Origin of the sequence: Streptomyces violaceorubidus (assembly GCF_000717995.1) — a bacterium.
In the GTDB taxonomy this organism is placed as follows: Bacteria; Actinomycetota; Actinomycetes; order Streptomycetales; family Streptomycetaceae; genus Streptomyces; species Streptomyces violaceorubidus.
In genome coordinates this window covers 21,373-38,505 of record NZ_JODM01000006.1, presented here as the reverse complement: position 1 = coordinate 38,505, position 17,133 = coordinate 21,373, and the positions used below count along the sequence as shown (strand labels likewise).

Sequence of the window (17,133 nt, the reverse complement as noted above, 5' to 3'; positions counted from 1 at the left end):
CCGGGCACGGGGAAGCGAACGCGTCCGCGTCCCCCGCATTGGCCCTGGGCCGGGGGGCGGGCGCGTTCGCCCGTGACCAGGGGCGTCTCCCCGGGCCCGGCGGGGGCGCTCGGGGAGAGTCGGTCGTGCGGTGGGTGAGGGGCGGTGGGGCGGGGGACAATCGCGGTAAGGCGCCACCTCGTGAGGGAGGTCCCATGCCGCTGCGATCCGTCCGTGACCGCGGGGTGCCGCGCGACGCCGTGCACCATCCGCTGTTCGCCCGCTGCTACGCCCGGTTCAGTGTAGGCGCCGAGACCCGCATGGGCATGGCCCGCGTCCGCGAGCGGCTGCTCGCCGGGCTGTCCGGTCGGGTGATCGAGGTCGGCGCGGGCAACGGGCTGAACTTCTCGCACTATCCGGGCACCGTCTGCGAGGTCGTCGCCATCGAACCGGAACGGGTGCTGCGGCAGTTGGCGGTGGAGGCGGCGCTGCGCGCCCGGGTGCCGGTGGACGTGGCGCCCGGCGCGGCGGAGGCCCTGCCGGTCAAGAGCGAGGCCTTCGACGCGGCCGTGGTCTCACTGGTGCTGTGCAGCGTCCGGGACGTGCCACGGGCGCTCGCGGAGCTGCGGCGGGTGCTGCGCCCCGGCGGGCAGGTGCGGTTCTTCGAGCACGGCCGCGGCGGCGGGCGGGTGATGACCTTCACCCAGCGCGCGCTGGACCGGACACTGTGGCCTCCCCTGTCCGGCGGCTGCCACCTCTCCCGCGAACCGGTGGCCGCGCTGCGGGAGGCGGGGTTCGCGCTCGGGCCGTACCGGCGGGTGATGATGCCGGAGAACGGGCCGGCGCTGCCGAGTTCGTACTGCGCCCTCGGCACGGCCTGGCGACCGTCCTGAAGGGTCCGCGGTCACCCGGCCCGGCCGCGCGGTACGTCGGCGATCTCCCCGACCGACGCCTCTCCCGGAGCTGGCGGCCGGCCGCCAGGAACCGGCGGGGCTGAACCCGCTCATCCGGATGGTCGCCGTCACGGAGGACCGTGAGTCCGCCGTCCGGCCCTGCCTGGAGCGCATCGCGCACCTCACCCCGGGACCAGGTGCTGGAGCCGTTCATGGAGACCTTCGCGCCGGTGCTGCGGGCGCTGCGCGAGGACTGACCGCCGCCGGTCCACGCGTGCGCGGCGCCGGTCCGCATGCCGGAATCACCGCACCGGGGTCCGGCGCGCGTGGTGGGATCGCGGCATGAGTGATCTGCGCATACGGCCCGCCGGGCCCGAGGAGCTGGACGCCGTGCTGGCCTTCTGGAAGACGGCCGCCGAGGGGACGAGCATCAGCGACGACCGGGAGGGCGTGGAGCGCCTGGTGGCGCGCGACCCGGACGCCCTGCTCCTGGCGGAGCGCGACGGGGAGCTGGTGGGCACGGTGATCGCGGGCTTCGACGGCTGGCGCTGCCATCTGTACCGGCTGGCGGTGCACCCGGACCACCGGCGACGGGGCATCGGGACGGCCCTGCTCACGGCGGCCGACGAGCGCTTCGTCCGGCTGGGCGGGCGCCGCGGGGACGCGATGGTGCTGGTGCGCAACGAGCGCGCCCAGCATGCCTGGCGGGCCGCCGGGTACGAGCCGCAGGAGCAGTGGCGGCGCTGGGTGAAGCACCTCACCGGCTGAGCGATCGCGGGACGAAAGGTTGAAGGCTTGAACATCGGGCGAACCTCCGGGTCCTGGCCGATCATGGATCCGAGGTGACCCGATGACCGAAGTGCTCCTGCTGCTGGTGGCGATCCTGCTCTCGCTCTTGTGCGGCGCCTTCGTCGCGGCCGAGTTCTCGCTGACCACCGTCGAACGGGGTGAACTGGAGCGGGCCGCGGCGCGTGGTGAGCGGGGCGCGGCGAGTGCCCTCAAGGGCGTCCGGAACCTGACCTTCCAGCTCTCCGGCGCGCAGCTCGGCATCACGGTCACCAACCTGGTGGTCGGCATGCTCGCCGAGCCGTCGGTCGCGGCGCTGATCGCGGGGCCGCTGGAGAACCTCGGGGTGTCGCGTTCGGCGGCGTCCTCACTGGCGCTGGTGCTGGGCACGGCCCTGTCGACGGTGTTCCTGATGATCGTCGGCGAGCTGGTCCCGAAGAACTGGGCGATCTCCTCGCCGCTGGCCGTGGCCAAGCGGGTGGGCGGCCCGCAACGCTGGTTCAGCGCCGCCTTCCGGCCCTTCATCACCCACCTGAACAACACCGCCAACCGTGTCGTGCGCCGCTTCGGTGTGGAGCCCGCCGAGGAGCTGGCGTCCGCGCGCGGACCGCAGGAGCTCGCGGCGCTGGCCCGGCACTCCGCCAAGGAGGGCGCGCTGGAGGCCGACACCGCCGAGCTGTTCGTGCGCACCCTGAACCTGGCCGACCTGACGGCGCAGCAGGTGATGACCCCGCGCGTCCAGGTGGTGGCCCTGGACGCCCGGGCGACCTGCGAGGACGTGGCCAACGCGACGCGGGCGACGGGGCTGTCCCGGTTCCCGGTCTACCGGGACAGTCTCGACGCCGTGGTCGGGACGGCGCACGTCAAGGACGTCCTGGCGGTGCCCGCCGAGCGGCGGTCCGGGATGCCGGTCTCCGACCTGATGCGCGAGCCGCTGCTCGTCCCCGAGTCGCTGACCGTGGACCGGCTCCTGGACCGGCTCTCCGGTCGGCGCACGATGGCGGTGGTGATCGACGAGTACGGGGGGACGGCGGGCGTGGCCACGCTGGAGGACATCGTCGAGGAGGTGGTCGGCCAGGTGCGGGACGAGCACGATCCGCACGAGACGCCCGACCTCGACGCGGCCGGGACGGACGAGGAGGGGCACGCGCTGTACTGGGCCGACGGTTCGGCGCGCGTGGACCGGCTGGAGCGGCTGGGACTGCGGGTGCCCGAGGGCCCGTACGAGACGGTCGCGGGGCTGGTCGCGGCGGGTCTCGGGCGCATCCCCGCCGTCGGCGACCGTCTCGATGTCGCCGGCTGGCGGCTGGACGTCGTGGACGCCACGGGGCGCAGGGCCGCCCGGGTGCTGATGCACGCTCCCCTGAACGACGCGGGCGACCCGGGCCACGCGGCCGGCCCCGGCTTCGGCGCCGACGGGGACGGGCACGGGAACGGGAACGGAGACGGGGACGAAGGGGGGGCCGGCCGGTGACCGCCGTACAGCTGCTGATCGGTCTGGCGACCCTGGTCGTCAACGCGTTCTTCGTGGGCGCCGAGTTCGCGCTCATCTCCGTGCGCCGCAGCCAGGTGGAGCCGTACGCCGAGGAGGGCGACGCCCGGGCGAAGCGCGTGCTGTGGGGGCTGGAGCACGTGTCGGCGCTGCTGGCGGCGGCGCAGCTGGGCATCACGCTGTGCACGCTGGTCCTCGGTGTGGTCGCGGAACCGGCGATCGCGCACCTGCTGGAGCCGGTGTTCCACGCGGTGGGCGTGCCGTCGGGCGCCGGGCACGCGGTGTCCTTCGTGATCGCCCTGGCGCTCGCGACGTATCTGCACATGCTGCTCGGCGAGATGGTGCCGAAGAACATCGCGCTGGCCGAGCCCGTGCGCAGCGCGCTTCTCCTCGGACCGCCGCTGGTGGCGCTGTCCCGGGCCCTGCGCCCGGTGATCTTCACGGTCAACGCCTTCGCCAACGGGCTGCTCAAGCTGCTCAGGGTCGAGGCGAAGAACGAGGTGGCGGCGACCTTCACGGACGCGGAGCTGGCGGAGATCGTCAAGGACGCCGGTGAGGCCGGGCTGATCGACGACCGGGCCAGGGAGCGGCTGTACGACGCCCTGGAGCTGGGCCGCAGGCCGGTCCGGGACGTGGTGCTGCCGCTGGAACGCGTCGTCCACGCGCGCGTGGGCATCACCCCGGAGCAGTTGGAACGGCTGTCGGCGCAGTCGGGGTTCTCCCGCTTCCCCGTGGTGGACGACGGGCGGCGGATCGTCGGCTACCTGCATGTGAAGGACGCCCTGGACGCCTCGCCGCGGGACCTGCCCTTCCGCCTGCGGGACATGCGTCCGATCGCCCGGGTGCGCGAGCGCACCCCGCTGGACGACGTCCTCACCGCCATGCGGCGCAGCCGTACGCATCTGGCGGCGGTACTCGGCTCCGACGGACGGCTGGCGGGTCTGGTGACCATGGAGGACGTGCTGCGGGAGCTGTTCGGGCAGCGCGCCTGAGCCCGCCGCGCCCCGGCCCGCCCGGGCCCGTCCCGGGAGGCGGGTCCGTCCCGGGACGCGGGCCCGGGAAGGGCGACCGACCGGCGGGTATGTGCGGGCGTTATCATTTCCGTCGCCATGCAGACGAACCCCACGTACACCAGCCTCGTCGCCGTCGGCGACTCCTTCACCGAGGGCATGTCGGACCGGCTGCCCGACGGCTCCTACCGGGGCTGGGCCGACCTTCTCGCCGCGCGGATGGCGGCCCGATCCCCCGGCTTCCGGTACGCCAACCTCGCGGTGCGCGGAAAGCTGATCGGACAGATCGTCGACGAGCAGGTGGACGTGGCCGCGGCCATGGGCGCCGACGTGATCACGCTGGTCGGCGGGCTCAACGACACGCTGCGGCCCAAGTGCGACATGGCGCGGGTCAGGGACCTGCTCACGCAGGCGGTGGAACGGCTGGCCCCGAACTGCAAGCAGCTTGTGCTGATGCGCAGCCCCGGCCGCCAGGGCCCCGTGCTGGACCGGTTCCGGCCGCGCATGGAGGCGCTGTTCGCGATCATCGACGACCTGTCCGAGCGGCACGGCGCCGTGGTCGTGGACCTGTACGGCGCCCGGTCGCTGGCCGACCCGCGCCTGTGGGACGTGGACCGGCTGCACCTGACCGCCGAGGGGCACCGCCGGGTCGCCGAGGCCGTGTGGCAGACGCTCGGCCACGAGCCCGAGGACCCCGAGTGGCACGCGCCGGTCCCGGCGACGCCGCCGCCCGGCTGGGTCACCCGCCGCACCGCGGACGTCCGCTTCGCCCGGCAGCACCTGCTGCCCTGGATAGGCCGCAGGCTGACGGGCCGCTCGTCCGGCGACGGCCTGCCGCCCAAGCGCCCGGTGCTGCTGCCGTACGAGGATCCGGCGTGACCCTCCGCGGGTCCCCCCGGCGTTCGTAGTTTCCGACGAACAACCCCGCGACGCCGACCTGCACGAATCGCCAGTAGAATCCGTCTACGTGACTTCTGCTCCCGCCAAGCCCCGCATCCCGAACGTCCTCGCCGGACGCTACGCCTCCGCCGAGCTCGCCACCCTCTGGTCGCCCGAGGAGAAGGTGAGGCTCGAGCGCCGGCTCTGGCTCGCCGTGCTGCGGGCCCAGAAGGACCTGGGCATCGAAGTGCCCGACGCCGCGATCGCCGACTACGAGCGCGTGCTCGACCAGGTCGACCTGGCCTCCGTCGCCGAGCGCGAGAAGGTCACGCGGCACGACGTGAAGGCGCGGATCGAGGAGTTCAACGAGCTCGCCGGGCACGAGCACGTGCACAAGGGCATGACCTCCCGCGACCTCACGGAGAACGTCGAGCAGTTGCAGATCCGGCTGTCGCTGGAGCTGATCCGCGACCGTTCGGTGGCCGTCGCGGCCCGCCTCGGCAAGCTGGCCGGCGAGTACGCCGAGCTGGTGATGGCCGGTCGCTCGCACAACGTCGCCGCGCAGGCCACCACGCTGGGCAAGCGGTTCGCCACCGCCGCCGACGAGCTGCTGGTCGCCCACGGCCGGCTGGAGGAGCTGCTCGGCCGCTACCCGCTGCGCGGCATCAAGGGCCCGGTCGGCACCGCCCAGGACATGCTGGACCTGCTCGGCGGCGACGCGGGCAAGCTCGCCGAGCTGGAGCGGCGGATCGCCGGGCACCTCGGCTTCTCGCAGGCCTTCACCTCGGTCGGCCAGGTCTACCCGCGCTCCCTGGACTACGAGGTCGTCACCGCGCTGGTGCAGCTGGCGGCGGCGCCGTCCTCGCTGGCCAAGACCATCCGGCTGATGGCCGGGCACGAGCTGGTCACCGAGGGCTTCAAGCCCGGCCAGGTCGGCTCGTCCGCGATGCCGCACAAGATGAACACCCGCTCCTGCGAGCGCGTCAACGGCCTGATGGTGATCCTGCGCGGCTACGCCTCGATGACCGGCGAGCTGGCGGGCGACCAGTGGAACGAGGGCGACGTGTCCTGCTCGGTGGTGCGCCGGGTGGCCCTCCCCGACGCGTTCTTCGCCCTCGACGGGCTGCTGGAGACCTTCCTGACCGTGCTCGACGAGTTCGGTGCCTTCCCGGCCGTCGTGGCCCGGGAGCTGGACCGCTACCTGCCGTTCCTGGCCACCACCAAGGTGCTGATGGGCGCGGTGCGCGCCGGTGTCGGCCGCGAGGTCGCGCACGAGGCCATCAAGGAGAACGCGGTCGCCTCCGCGCTGGCCATGCGCGAGCAGGGTGCCGAGCGCAACGAGCTGCTGGACAAGCTGGCGGCGGACGACCGCATCCCGCTGGACCGCGCCGCCCTGGACGCGCTGATGGCCGACAAGCTCTCCTTCACCGGCGCCGCGGCCGACCAGGTCGGTGTCGTCGTCGGCCGGATCGAGGAGCTCGTCAAGCGGCACCCGGAGGCCGCGGGTTACACCCCCGGAGCGATCCTCTGACCCGCTTCACCCGGGCCGAACTGGAGGCCGCCCGCGACCGTCTCGTACCGGACGTCGTCGCGGACGGCCTGCGGGTGCTCTTCTGCGGCATCAATCCCGGTCTGATGACGGCGGCGACGGGACACCACTTCGCCCGTCCCGGCAACCGCTTCTGGCCCGTGCTGCATCTGTCCGGGTTCACCCCGCGGCTGCTGAAGCCTTCGGAGCAGGACGAGTTGCCCTCGTACGGGCTCGGTATCACGAACGTCGTGGCGCGGGCCAGCGCGCGGGCGGACGAGCTGAGCGCGGAGGAGTACCGGGAGGGCGGCCGGCTGCTGGCGCAGAAGGTGGCGCGGCTGCGGCCCGGTTGGCTGGCGGTGGTGGGTGTCACCGCGTACCGGGCGGCGTTCGACGAGCCGAGGGCCCGGGTGGGGCCGCAGGAGCGGACCTTCGGGAGCACGCGCGTGTGGGTGCTGCCCAATCCCAGCGGGCTCAACGCACACTGGACCGCGCAGACGATGGCGCAGGAGTACGCGCGGCTGCGCGAGGCGGCGTGGGAGACCGAGCCCCGGGCGTAGACCGGGTGCCGGCGCGGGGCCGGTGACCCGGGTGTGAGCGGCGGTCACGGTGGTGCCTCCTGCGTGACCACCGCCAGCAGCCGCACCTCGTCCGCCTCGTCGCGGTCGGCGACGGCGACCGCGACCCAGCGGCCGGTGCCCTCGGCCTCCCAGACGTACGCCACCCCCGCGCGGGCGCTCAGACCGGCCCACGGCTCGGGTATCGCCTCCCGCTCGGTCCGCAGCAGGACCGTCTGGAGGTTGTAGGGGTCCGTCTCGCCCCAGCGCGGGGCGAGCCGCTCGTACAGAGCGTCCCTGCCCTTCTCGTACTGCTCGACCGTCGCCGCCCGCTCCGCCGGGTCCCGGCCGCCCAGGCCGCGGCTGCTCTCCAGCACGGCCGTGACGTACCCGGGCGCCGCCGTGCCCTCGTCCGACGAGCCGTGCTCCGCCGGGAAGGGCCGGAAGCACAGCTCGTCGACGAGGGCGAGGTGCCGCGCGATGTTCATGTGTCCAGTAAACCCGCCGCCACTGACAATTGGCGGGGCGTCAGTCGGCCCCCGCTCCGTCCGGGGTCAGGCGTCACGGCGGCGCAGCCGCCAGAATCCGGCGAGGAGCGCGCCCGCCGCCCACAGCGCGGTCACCGCGAGGCCCGTCCAGGGACCGAGGGCCCCTTCGCGCGTCCGGTACAGCACGATCTGCCCTGACTTGTCCGGCAGGAAGTCGGCGACGGTGCCCGCCGCGTCCCCGATCACGAAGGAGACGACGAGGATGAAGGGGACCAGCGTGGACAGGGTGGCCACCCCGCTGCGGAACAGGGTGGTGAGTCCGGCCGCGAAGAGGGCGATGAGCATGAGGTAGATCCCGCAGCCCACGACGCCGCGGACCTGTTCGCCGACGGTGAGCGCGTCGGCCGCCGCGCCGAGGCCCGCCCGCGCGGCGAGCAGGGCGGCGAGTGCGGTGACCAGCCCCACCGCGAGGGCCGGTACGGCGACGACCACCAGCTTCGCCGCGAACCACCGCCCGCGCTGCGGGACGGCCGCCAGGGAGAGCCGGATCCCGTTGCCCTGGTACTCGGAGGAGACCACGACGGCCCCGAAGGCGATGGCCGCGATCTGGCCGGGCATGACGCCGGACAGGGACGTGAACAGCGGGTCGAAGTCCGGGTCGGAGGCGCCGGAGGCCCCGGCCAGTGCGGAGAACGCCGTGGTGACGGCGAACAGGGCTGCCAGGGTGCCGCACAGCGAGCGCAGGGTGAGCACCTTGAGCGCCTCCGCGCGCAGGACGGGCGTCAGGTTCATGGCCGGGCCTCCTTGGGGTGTGTGGTGAACTCGGTCTCGGTGGCGGTCAGGTCGAGGTAGGCCTGTTCCAGCGTGCCCTGGTCCGCGGCCAGTTCGAGGACGGGCACGCCCGCGCCGGACACGATCCGGCCGACGTCGTCCACGCGCGCGTGGTGCACGGTCCAGTACCCGTCCTCGTGTTCCACGGCGTCGTGCCCGTGCCGGGCGAGGGCGGCTTTCAGCGCGGTCGGGTCCGGCGTCCGGACGCGCACCCGTGGCCGCACGCGCGCGTCGATGAACTCCCGCATCGGCGTGTCGGCGAGCAGGCGCCCCCGGCCGAGGACGACGAGGTGGTCGGCGAAGGAGGCGGTCTCGTTCATCAGGTGGCTGGAGACCAGCACCGTGCGTCCCTCGGCCGCGAGCCGGCGCAGCAGTTCGCGCACCCAGATGATGCCCTCGGGGTCCAGCCCGTTGGAGGGCTCGTCCAGTATCACCACGCCGGGGTCGCCCAAGAGCGCCGCGGCGATGCCCAACCGCTGGCGCATGCCCAGGGAGTACGTCTTCACCCGGCGGTGCGCCACGGACGCGATGCCCGTCTCCTCCATCACCTCGTCGACCCGCCGCGCGGGGACGCGGTTGCTCACCGCCAGGACGCGGAGGTGGTCCCGCGCGGTGCGCGATCCGTGGGCCGCGTCCGCGTCGAGCAGGGCACCGACGTGCCGCAACGGCTCGTGGAGGGCGGTGTAGGCACGTCCGCCGACGGTCGCCGTCCCGGAGGTGGGCCGGTCCAGGCCCAGCACGAGCCGCACGGTGGTGGACTTGCCGGCGCCGTTGGGGCCGAGGAAGCCGGTGACGCCGCCGGGACGCACGGTGAAGGTGAGGTCGTCGACGGCTCGCCGGGTGCCGTACTCCTTGGTGAGGTTCTGGACGTCGATGCTGGTCATGGCAGCAGTGTGCCGGTCGGTGCGGGGGCGGGGCCTCCCCCGCCGGTGGACACCGGCTCCCCCGTGCGGGGGAGGTCGGGTGCCGGTGGCTGCTGACACGATGGGGGGATGCTCCGCTTGCTGCGCCCGCTGTGGCGGGGGACGACCTACACACGCCTGCTGCACCTGTGGGTGCCCATGCTCGTGGTCAGTGTGTGGATGTTCATCGACGAGACGACCGTGTGGGTGCCGGCGGCGGTGCTGGTCCCGGTCGGTCTGATCCCGGCGGTGCGCACCGGCGAGGGCGTGCAGGCCCGGCTGCTGCTCACACCCGGCCTCGACGACGCCGCCTTCTCCGTGGCCCCCTCGGCGAACTGGCGCGACCGGCTGCGCACGACGGCATGGCTGCAACTGCGCATGCTGCTGGGCGCCCTGACCACGGGCGTCTGCGTCTGGCTGCCGGTGCTCACGATCGAGCTGGTCCGGCGCGCCCTGGGCCACCGGGTGGACGACATCCCGATCCTGCGGGACGCGGCGCCGCACTGGGCGTACCTCCTCATCGCCCCGCTTCCCCTGCTCGCGCTGTACGGCGCCGTGGTCGGCCTCGGCGCCCTGGCCGCGGCCGGGGCCCGTGCGCTGCTCGGGCCTTCCGCGGCCGAACGCCTCAGTGCCCTGGAGGAACGCACCGAGCAACTCCTGGAGCGCAACCGCATCGCACGCGAACTGCACGACTCCATCGGCCACGCGCTGACCGTCGCGGTCGTCCAGGCCGGGGCCGCGCGCGCCGCGAACAGCGCGGAGTTCACCGGCCGGGCCCTGACCGCGATCGAGGAGACCGGCAGGGCGGCTCTGGAGGACCTGGAGCGGGTGCTCGGTGTGCTGCGGGAGTCGGAGCGGCCGGCGAGCAGCAGACCCACGCTCGCGCACGCCGACCGCCTGCTGGAGTCCGCCCGGGCCTCGGGGGCCAAGGTCGACGCCGAGGTCGCGGGCCCGGTGGAGACGCTGCCGGGCCATGTCTCCCGCGAGGGCTACCGCATCCTTCAGGAGGCGCTGACCAATGTGCTGCGGCACGCGGGTGCCGTGCCGACCCGGGTCCGCGTCGACGTGGCGGACGGGGTGCTCACCCTGGACGTACGCAATCCGCTGCCGGACGCGAGCGCCGCGCCGGGGCGCGGCGGGGGCCTGCGGGGCATCCGTGAACGGGCGGCGCTGCTGGGCGGCCGGGCGCACACGGGGCCGGACGAGGCCGGGGACTGGACGGTGCGCGTGGAGCTGCCGCCGGGCTGATCTACGCTGGCCGGATGCCGGTCAGAGTGCTCCTCGTGGACGACGAACCCTTGGTGCGCGCCGGTCTGCGCGCCGTGCTGGAGGCACAGCCGGACATCGAGGTGGTCGGGGAGGCGGCGGACGGCGCGGCGGTCATCCCGCTGGTGCGGCAGGTGCGGCCGGACGTGGTCGCGATGGACGTCCGGATGCCGTTGCTGGACGGCATCGAGGCGACGCGCGCGCTGCTGCGGACGGTGGCCGACCCGCCGAAGATCCTCGTGGTGACGACCTTCGAGAACGACGAGTACGTGTACGAGGCGCTGCGCGCGGGCGCCGACGGGTTCCTGCTCAAGCGCGCCCGCCCGGCCGAGATCGTGCACGCGGTACGGCTGATCGCGGAGGGCGAGTCCCTGCTGTTCCCCGCCTCGGTGCGGCGACTGGCCGCCGAGTACGGCGACGGCGGCGGCAACCGCGCGGCCCGCGCCGAGGTGGAGCGCGCCCGGTTGACCGAGCGGGAGGGGGAGGTGCTGCGGCTGATGGCGCGGGGCCTGTCGAACGCGGAGATCGCCGCCCGGTTGGTGGTCGGCACCGAGACGGTGAAGTCGCACGTGAGCGCCGTACTGGCGAAGCTGGGGGCGCGGGATCGGACCCAGGCGGTGATCACGGCGTACGAGTCGGGGTTCGTGGCGCCCGGGTGAGGCCGGCGGGCCGGAAACGGAACCGGAACTCGCCGGGGTGCGGCGGGCCGAGTACCATCCGGCCCACACGCGCACGAGCTGGGAGGACGGACCTTGACAGGCCTGACCGGCGGGGACCCGTCGCTGTTGCGGAGGATCAACTCCGCCGTGGTGCTGCACGCGTTGCGTGCGACGGACTCCGCGACGCTGACCGAGATCACCCGGGTGACGGGCCTGTCCCGGCCGACCGTCGAGGGCGTCGTCGAGGGGCTGATCGAGGCCGGTCTGGTCGTCGAGGCGGCCGCCGACGAGGGTACGGCCCGGCGCCAGGGGCGGCCCGCTCGGCGGTTCCGGTTCCGCGCGGAGGCCGGACACCTGCTGGGCCTGGAGATCGGTCCGCACCGCGTCGCCGCGCTCCTGTCCGACCTGGACGGCCGGGTGATCGGTGCCCAGGCCAAGGACGTGGACGAGAACGCGCCGGCCGACGAGCGGCTGGAGCGGCTGCGCACGGCCGTCGCGGAGCTGCTGCGCCGGGCCGGTGTGGCGCGCGGCTCGCTGCGGGCGGTGGGCGCGGCCACGCCCGGCATCGTCGAGGCGGACGGCACGGTCCGCCTGGGCACGGCGCTGCCCGGGTGGACGGGTCTCGGCCTGGGTGAGCGGCTGAGCCGCTCGTTCAGGTGCCCGGTGCTGGTGGAGAACGACGCGAACGCGGCGGCCGTCGCCGAGCACTGGAAGGGGACCGCCACCGAGTGCGACGACATCGTGTTCGTGCTGGCCGGGCTCAGTCCGGGGGCCGGGGCGCTGATCGGCGGGCGGCTGCACCGGGGGTACGGCGGGGCGGCCGGGGAGATCGGCGCGCTGCACCTGCTGGGCCGGGACGTGACGCCGGAGACGTTGCTGTCCACCACGGACCAGCCGCTGCACCCGCTGGACGAGCAGGCGGTCGCCAAGGTCTTCGCCGAGGCCCGTGAGGGCGACGAGCGGGCCCGCGCGGCCGTCGAGCGCTTCATCCAGCGGCTGGTGCACGACGTGGCGGCCCTGGCGCTCGCGCTCGATCCCGAGATGGTCGTCATCGGCGGCTGGGCGGCCGGTCTCGACGGCGTACTGGAGCCGCTGCGCCGGGAACTGGCCCGCTACTGCCTGCGTCCGCCGCGCGTGGCCCTGTCGCTGCTCGGCGAGGCGGCGGTGGCGACGGGGGCGCTGCGGCTCGCCCTCGACCATGTGGAGGAGCAGCTGTTCGCGGTCGAGGGCGCGACGGCCCGCCGCTGACCCGGTCGGGCGGTCAGGACGCCTGGGTCCGGGGGCCGTGGTGGATCTCCACGTCGCCCAAGTCGCCGAACGTCAGCCGGCAGGTGTCCGCGCGGTAGGTGGCGACGGAGAGGGCGGCGGTACGGCCCTCGGCGAGGTAGCGGGTGGTCACCACGAGGACGGGCGCGCCCGGAAGGCGGTCCAGCTCCTTCGCGTCGTCCGCGCCGGCCGAACCCAGCTCGACGGAGCTCTCCTGGCGCTCCAGGTCACCGCGCTGCAGTTCGCGCAGCACGGCACGCGCGCGGGCGGGGCCGGAGGGCGCGTCGATGGCGGTGAGCCCGGGCACCGAGGACGGCGGGATGTACAGCAGTTCGGCGGCGACGGGCAGCCCGTGGCTCACGCGGGAGCGGCGGACGGTGTGGACGGGCGCGTCGCGGTCCGTACCGAGCGCGTCGGCCACGGCCGCGGGAGGTGCCGCGAGGTGGCAGTCGGCCGGCTGCCAGGCGTCGTCGGCCGTCCCGGGCCAGGTGTGCTCCCGGGTGCCGACGGCCACGCCGACGCGCGGCGGGGCCACGGTCGTACCGACGCCGCGGCGGCGCTGGAGCCTGCCCTCCAGCTCGAGCTGCTCCAGGGCCTGGCGGAGGGTCGCGCGGGCGACGCCGAAGCGGGCGGCGAGGTCGCGTTCGTTGGGCAGGATCTCCCCCACCTCGAACTCCGAGTCCAGGGCCTCGCTGAGCACGGTCCTGAGGTGCCAGTACTTCGGCTCCGGCACCGTTTCCAACTGCGTGGTCCCCACCCTGTCCTCCGCAATCGCCGTGGTCCGGCGGCGTTTTGACGCCCTTGTTTATTAAAGGTTGTTGCAGTTCTCTGCGACCATAAAACGCCGTACCCCCTTGGTCAAGACCAATCCCGGGCCCTGAACGGCCCCGGCACCCGTCGCGGGACGGGTGCCGGGCCGTGAGCCGTATGAGGGGCGGGGCTAGGGGGCGTCGGCCAGAGAGGCCAGTTTGTCCGGGTTGCGGATGATGTACACGGCCTGGACGAGGCCGTCCGCGACGTCCACCTGGACGACGGAGTCGGGCTTCCCGCCGGAGCGGACCAGCAGGGCCGGGCCGCCGTTGAGTTCCAGGAAGTGGAAGGTGGCGTCGGGAATGCCCTGCTGTGCGACGGCCAACAGGAAGCGGCCGACCTTGTCGGAGCTCTCCAGTACGCGCAGCGGCGCCCTGGACCTGCCGCCGCTGTCGCCCACCAGCCGGACGTCCGGCGCGAGGGTCGCCAGCAGGCCGGCCAGGTCGCCGTCGGCCGCCGCGGCGAGGAAGCGCTCGGTGAGGTCGCGGCGCTGCGCCGGGTCGACGTCGTAGCGGGGCCGCCGCTCGTCGACGTGCTTGCGGGCGCGTCCGGCGAGCTGGCGCACCGCGGCCTCGCCGCGCTCCAGCATGGCCGCGATCTCCGCGTACGGGTAGCCGAACGCTTCCCTGAGGACGAACACCGCCCGCTCCAGCGGTGACAGCGACTCCAGGACGACGAGGACGGCGAGGGACACGGAGTCGGCGAGGACGGCCCGCTCGGCGGTGTCCGGCACGGCGTCCCCGAAGTCGGTGACGTAGGGCTCGGGCAGCCACGGGCCGACGTACGTCTCGCCCCGCGACGTGACCTGGCGCAGCCGGTCGATGGCGAGGCGGGTGGTGACGCGCACCAGGTATCCCCTCGGCTCGCGCACGGCCGAGCGGTCGGCGCCGGACCAGCGCAGCCATGCCTCCTGGACCACGTCCTCCGCGTCGGCCAGGCGGCCGAGCATGCGGTAGGCGACCCCCAGGAGGACGGGCCGGTGCGCTTCGAAGACGTCGGTCGCGGTGTCGGTGGTCACCCCTCCATCCCAGCGGACGCGTCCGGAGGTGTCCAGACGGAACCGCTCGCGCCGGACACCGGGGCTACCCGTCGGTAGCCATTGCTGACAAGCTGTCTACGTGACGTCATCGTGCACTCGTTCCCGGAACACCTGTTCCCGACAAGGAGCCCCATGTCCGCAACGCTCTCCTTCACGGCCCCCACCGCCCACGGCCCGCGGGAGGTCACCCTCGCCTATGCCCGCCTGGGCGCCGGCGAGCCGCTGGTCCTGCTGCACGGCATCGGCCACCACCGGCAGGCCTGGGACCCGGTGGTCGACATCCTCGCCACCGAACGCGACGTGATAGCCGTGGACCTGCCGGGGTTCGGGGAGTCGGCCGCGCTGCCGGCCGGGCTGCCGCACGACCTGCCGACGACGACCGCGGTGCTCGGCGCCTTCTGCGCGGCCCTGGGCCTCGACCGCCCCCACGTGGCCGGCAACTCGCTGGGCGGTCTGCTGGCCCTGGAACTAGGCCGGGAGAACCTGGTCCGGTCGGTGACGGCCCTGTCCCCGGCCGGCTTCTGGACGCGGGCCGAGCGGCGCTACGCCTTCGGCCTCCTGACGGGCATGCGCCGTACGGCGCGGAGCCTGCCGCTCCCGCTCGTCGAGCGGCTGTCCCGCACGGCCGTCGGACGCACCGCGCTGACCAGCACGATCTACGCCCGTCCCGGCCGGCGCTCCCCCGAGGCCGTGGTCGCCGAGACGCTGGCGCTCGCGCGGGCCGAGGGGTTCGCCCAGACGCTGCGGGCCGGCCGCAGCGTGCTGTTCACCGACGACGTGCCCGGCATCCCCGTCACCGTGGCCTGGGGCAGCCGGGACCGGCTGCTCCTGCCCCGACAGGGCGTGCGCGCCAAGCACACCCTCCCGCGCGCCCGGCTGGTACGGCTGCCCGGCTGCGGCCACGTCCCCATGAACGACGACCCTGCGCTGGTGGCGCGGGTCGTCCTGGACGGCAGCCGCCCTCAGGAGGCGAGCGCCGTGAGGACCTCCTTCAGCACGGTCGCGTTGTAGGGCATGCTCACGTGCGGGGTGTGGTCGTCCGGGTCGATGTCCTGGAGGACGATGTTGTTGACGTAGCGCCCCTCCGTCCGCTCCAGGGCACACGAGGTGTACGGGGTGACCACGTCGTCGTACCGGGTGGCGATGACGGTGTGGCGGACGCCCTCCGTCGTCTCGCCCAGTTCGGCGAGCTCCCGCTGGAAGGGGTGGTCGTGCTGCAGTTGCGGCCAGGCCGGCACGACCTCCCCGACGGCGCCCTGTTCGAGCAGTTCCACCGCGCCGGGGATCTGGCGGGCGAGGTTCATCAGCCCCTGGGCCGTGACCCCGTGGTTGCTGGGTGAGATGCCGACGAAGTTGTGCACCTTGGGCCCGCCGCCCAGCGCGTTGAGGTAGTAGCGCGGCATCATGCCGCCCTGCGAGAAGCCGACGAGGTCGACCTGCTGGGCGCCGGTGCGGCGCAGCACCTCGTCGACGAAGTCGGCGAGCTGGCGGGCCGAGTGCTTGATGTCGCCGAGGCCGAAGATCACGGGGTTTCCGTGCTGGCCGTAGTCGAGCCGGAAGACACGGTGGCCGTGCTGCCGAAGCAGGGGGGTGGCCGTGTTCCACGTGTATCCGCGGTTGCCGAAGGTGCCGTGCACGAGCACCACCGGGCGCGGATGCTCCTCGCTCGGCGGCGCGTTCCAGTCGTCCTCTCCCGCTTGGACGTCGACGGTGGCGATGACCTGGGCCCCGCCGGCCTCGACGACCGCGCCCACGCGGTGCGGCGCCTCGGTGATGTCCGTGACGACGTCGTCCGAATTGACGCCGGGGAGGCGGGGGTTGAGGAAGCTCATGGCGTTCTCCCTTTTCCTGGGGAATGGAGCTGTGATGGATCGGACTTCTCAGTCTTGCGTCCATCAATTTCCGCAACGATCCCTCGTCCGGGGGAAAGAATTCACTCCATGGAGTAAATAGGGCTCATTTTTTCGAATCGCTCGAAAAGAGGGTTCGGAACGCGTGGTGAAACGGGGGGCGAGGCGCGGCCCGAGCGTAAAGAAAGGTGAGACGGACACTGCCAATGGGGCAGCGGGGCAAGGGGGTTGGGTCATGGCCGCAGGGCCCGATAAGCCGGGGGCGCCGGATTCCGGTGCCGACGGGGCCGGTTCGCCCGGTCTTCCGCCGGAGGCGTTGCCCGAGTCGTGGCAGCCCCTGCTCGGCAGGCCCGCCCTGGCGGAGCTGCTGGGGCACCCCCTCGCGAGCGCCGCGCTGACGGAGATGCGCCGACTGCTGCCACCGCACGTCGCCGTGCACTCGCTGCGGACGTTCCTGCTGGCCGACGCCTGCGCGCGCAGCCACGGGACGGCCTACGACCGGGTGGGACTGCTCGCCGCGGCCGCGTTCCACGACGCCGGACTCGTGGGGCGCTCACCGCTCGGCCGTGGTGGGTTCCCGGCCCGTTCCGCCCAGTTGCTCGACGTGTTCCTGGCCGGGCACGAGGTGGGCATGGGGCGGCGCACGGCCCTCACGCGCGCGGTGCGCGAACACCTGCGGCCGTTTCCCGCGCGGGACGCCGGACCCGAGGCGCGGCTGCTGCACTTCGGTGCGTGGCTCGACGTCACCGGGCGCGGTGCACGCCAGATCCCGGGCGACCGCGGGCGGTTGGCCGCCCTGGCGCCCACTCCCTGGTTCGCCGTGTCCTTCTCCGCCCGGGTGGTGGCCTGCGGGCTGCGCCGGGTGCTGCCGGGTTCCCCCGTCGCCCCCCGGTGACCG

18 protein-coding genes are annotated in these 17,133 nt (G+C 73.8%); 12 read left to right on the top strand and 6 right to left on the bottom strand.

Annotation, left to right across the window (positions count from 1 at the left end):
* Positions 1-194 precede the first annotated feature (194 nt).
* From IE94_RS0110915 to mug, 7 genes are all read left to right on the top strand, one after another.
* The gene (locus tag IE94_RS0110915; protein ID WP_030181718.1) at positions 195-872 is read left to right on the top strand and encodes a class I SAM-dependent methyltransferase; all 678 of its coding nucleotides are present in this window, start codon (positions 195-197) and stop codon (positions 870-872) included.
* A gap of 159 nt (positions 873-1,031) precedes the next feature.
* Positions 1,032-1,640: a GNAT family N-acetyltransferase gene (locus tag IE94_RS0110905; RefSeq protein WP_280922696.1), complete on the top strand. Its 609-nt coding sequence runs from the start codon at positions 1,032-1,034 to the stop codon at positions 1,638-1,640.
* An 82-nt stretch (positions 1,641-1,722) separates the two neighbouring features.
* The gene (locus IE94_RS0110900) at positions 1,723-3,132 is read left to right on the top strand and encodes a hemolysin family protein (RefSeq protein WP_106977807.1); all 1,410 of its coding nucleotides are present in this window, start codon (positions 1,723-1,725) and stop codon (positions 3,130-3,132) included.
* A complete protein-coding gene (locus IE94_RS0110895) occupies positions 3,129-4,142 on the top strand; it encodes a hemolysin family protein (RefSeq protein ID WP_030181711.1) in 1,014 nt (337 codons plus the stop codon). The genes IE94_RS0110900 and IE94_RS0110895 overlap by 4 nt, the downstream gene beginning before the upstream one ends.
* A gap of 117 nt (positions 4,143-4,259) precedes the next feature.
* The gene (locus IE94_RS0110890; RefSeq protein WP_030181703.1) at positions 4,260-5,039 is read left to right on the top strand and encodes an SGNH/GDSL hydrolase family protein; all 780 of its coding nucleotides are present in this window, start codon (positions 4,260-4,262) and stop codon (positions 5,037-5,039) included.
* Between the two features lie 88 nt (positions 5,040-5,127).
* Positions 5,128-6,570, top strand: coding sequence for an adenylosuccinate lyase (purB, locus tag IE94_RS0110885; RefSeq protein ID WP_030181701.1), 1,443 nt, complete (start codon positions 5,128-5,130; stop codon positions 6,568-6,570).
* A 20-nt stretch (positions 6,571-6,590) separates the two neighbouring features.
* Entirely contained in the window at positions 6,591-7,127 is a 537-nt protein-coding gene (gene mug / locus IE94_RS0110880; RefSeq protein WP_078606461.1) for a G/U mismatch-specific DNA glycosylase, read from the top strand.
* A gap of 44 nt (positions 7,128-7,171) precedes the next feature.
* Here mug and IE94_RS0110875 read toward each other — a convergent pair whose 3' ends face one another.
* The 3 genes from IE94_RS0110875 to IE94_RS0110865 form a co-directional block, all read right to left on the bottom strand.
* Positions 7,172-7,612: a hypothetical protein gene (locus tag IE94_RS0110875; RefSeq protein ID WP_030181696.1), complete on the bottom strand. Its 441-nt coding sequence runs from the start codon at positions 7,610-7,612 to the stop codon at positions 7,172-7,174.
* Between the two features lie 66 nt (positions 7,613-7,678).
* Positions 7,679-8,404, bottom strand: a complete 726-nt coding sequence (locus IE94_RS0110870) for an ABC transporter permease (protein ID WP_030181694.1) — start codon at positions 8,402-8,404, stop codon at positions 7,679-7,681.
* Positions 8,401-9,327 (bottom strand): ABC transporter ATP-binding protein, encoded by a 927-nt coding sequence (locus IE94_RS0110865; protein ID WP_030181693.1) that lies wholly within the window; start codon positions 9,325-9,327, stop codon positions 8,401-8,403. Before IE94_RS0110865 ends, IE94_RS0110870 begins: the two co-directional genes overlap by 4 nt.
* 108 nt (positions 9,328-9,435) lie before the next feature.
* On the opposite strand from IE94_RS0110865, the gene IE94_RS0110860 reads away from it, so the two are divergent.
* The 3 genes from IE94_RS0110860 (at position 9,436) to IE94_RS0110850 (ending at position 12,518) form a co-directional block, all read left to right on the top strand.
* Complete coding sequence (locus IE94_RS0110860; RefSeq protein WP_030181692.1) at positions 9,436-10,593, top strand: sensor histidine kinase; 1,158 nt, start codon at positions 9,436-9,438, stop codon at positions 10,591-10,593.
* A gap of 14 nt (positions 10,594-10,607) precedes the next feature.
* Positions 10,608-11,270, top strand: a complete 663-nt coding sequence (locus IE94_RS0110855; protein ID WP_030181691.1) for a response regulator transcription factor — start codon at positions 10,608-10,610, stop codon at positions 11,268-11,270.
* Positions 11,271-11,363: 93 nt separating this feature from the next.
* Positions 11,364-12,518: an ROK family transcriptional regulator gene (locus IE94_RS0110850; RefSeq protein WP_030181686.1), complete on the top strand. Its 1,155-nt coding sequence runs from the start codon at positions 11,364-11,366 to the stop codon at positions 12,516-12,518.
* 13 nt (positions 12,519-12,531) lie between these two features.
* Here the strand turns inward: IE94_RS0110850 and IE94_RS0110845 are convergent, their stop codons facing one another.
* Both IE94_RS0110845 and IE94_RS0110840 read right to left on the bottom strand, forming a co-directional pair.
* Positions 12,532-13,293, bottom strand: coding sequence for a GntR family transcriptional regulator (locus IE94_RS0110845; protein ID WP_030181684.1), 762 nt, complete (start codon positions 13,291-13,293; stop codon positions 12,532-12,534).
* Positions 13,294-13,476: 183 nt separating this feature from the next.
* The gene (locus IE94_RS0110840) at positions 13,477-14,364 is read right to left on the bottom strand and encodes an RNA polymerase sigma-70 factor (protein WP_030181680.1); all 888 of its coding nucleotides are present in this window, start codon (positions 14,362-14,364) and stop codon (positions 13,477-13,479) included.
* Between the two features lie 153 nt (positions 14,365-14,517).
* Here IE94_RS0110840 and IE94_RS0110835 point away from each other — a divergent pair, with 153 nt between their 5' ends.
* A complete protein-coding gene (locus tag IE94_RS0110835) occupies positions 14,518-15,396 on the top strand; it encodes an alpha/beta fold hydrolase (RefSeq protein WP_030181673.1) in 879 nt (292 codons plus the stop codon).
* On the opposite strand, the gene IE94_RS0110830 is transcribed toward IE94_RS0110835, so the two are convergent.
* Positions 15,348-16,217, bottom strand: coding sequence for an alpha/beta fold hydrolase (locus IE94_RS0110830; RefSeq protein ID WP_030181670.1), 870 nt, complete (start codon positions 16,215-16,217; stop codon positions 15,348-15,350). The genes IE94_RS0110835 and IE94_RS0110830 overlap by 49 nt on opposite strands.
* A 253-nt stretch (positions 16,218-16,470) precedes the next feature.
* On the opposite strand from IE94_RS0110830, the gene IE94_RS0110825 reads away from it, so the two are divergent.
* On the top strand, positions 16,471-17,130 hold the full coding sequence (locus IE94_RS0110825; protein ID WP_030181668.1) for an HD domain-containing protein: 660 nt from the start codon (positions 16,471-16,473) through the stop codon (positions 17,128-17,130).
* Positions 17,131-17,133 lie beyond the last annotated feature (3 nt).

Bases quoted from the DNA above. Each gene is read 5' to 3' on its own strand.
- IE94_RS0110915 (WP_030181718.1), top strand. From the start codon at position 195: ATGCCGCTGCGATCCGTCCGTGACCGCGGGGTGCCGCGCGACGCCGTG.
- IE94_RS0110900 (WP_106977807.1), top strand. From the start codon at position 1,723: ATGACCGAAGTGCTCCTGCTGCTGGTGGCGATCCTGCTCTCGCTCTTG.
- IE94_RS0110890 (WP_030181703.1), top strand. From the start codon at position 4,260: ATGCAGACGAACCCCACGTACACCAGCCTCGTCGCCGTCGGCGACTCC.
- IE94_RS0110875 (WP_030181696.1), bottom strand. From the start codon at position 7,612: ATGAACATCGCGCGGCACCTCGCCCTCGTCGACGAGCTGTGCTTCCGG.
- IE94_RS0110870 (WP_030181694.1), bottom strand. From the start codon at position 8,404: ATGAACCTGACGCCCGTCCTGCGCGCGGAGGCGCTCAAGGTGCTCACC.
- IE94_RS0110865 (WP_030181693.1), bottom strand. From the start codon at position 9,327: ATGACCAGCATCGACGTCCAGAACCTCACCAAGGAGTACGGCACCCGG.
- IE94_RS0110860 (WP_030181692.1), top strand. From the start codon at position 9,436: ATGCTCCGCTTGCTGCGCCCGCTGTGGCGGGGGACGACCTACACACGC.
- IE94_RS0110855 (WP_030181691.1), top strand. From the start codon at position 10,608: ATGCCGGTCAGAGTGCTCCTCGTGGACGACGAACCCTTGGTGCGCGCC.
- IE94_RS0110835 (WP_030181673.1), top strand. From the start codon at position 14,518: ATGTCCGCAACGCTCTCCTTCACGGCCCCCACCGCCCACGGCCCGCGG.
- IE94_RS0110830 (WP_030181670.1), bottom strand. From the start codon at position 16,217: ATGAGCTTCCTCAACCCCCGCCTCCCCGGCGTCAATTCGGACGACGTC.
- IE94_RS0110825 (WP_030181668.1), top strand. From the start codon at position 16,471: ATGGCCGCAGGGCCCGATAAGCCGGGGGCGCCGGATTCCGGTGCCGAC.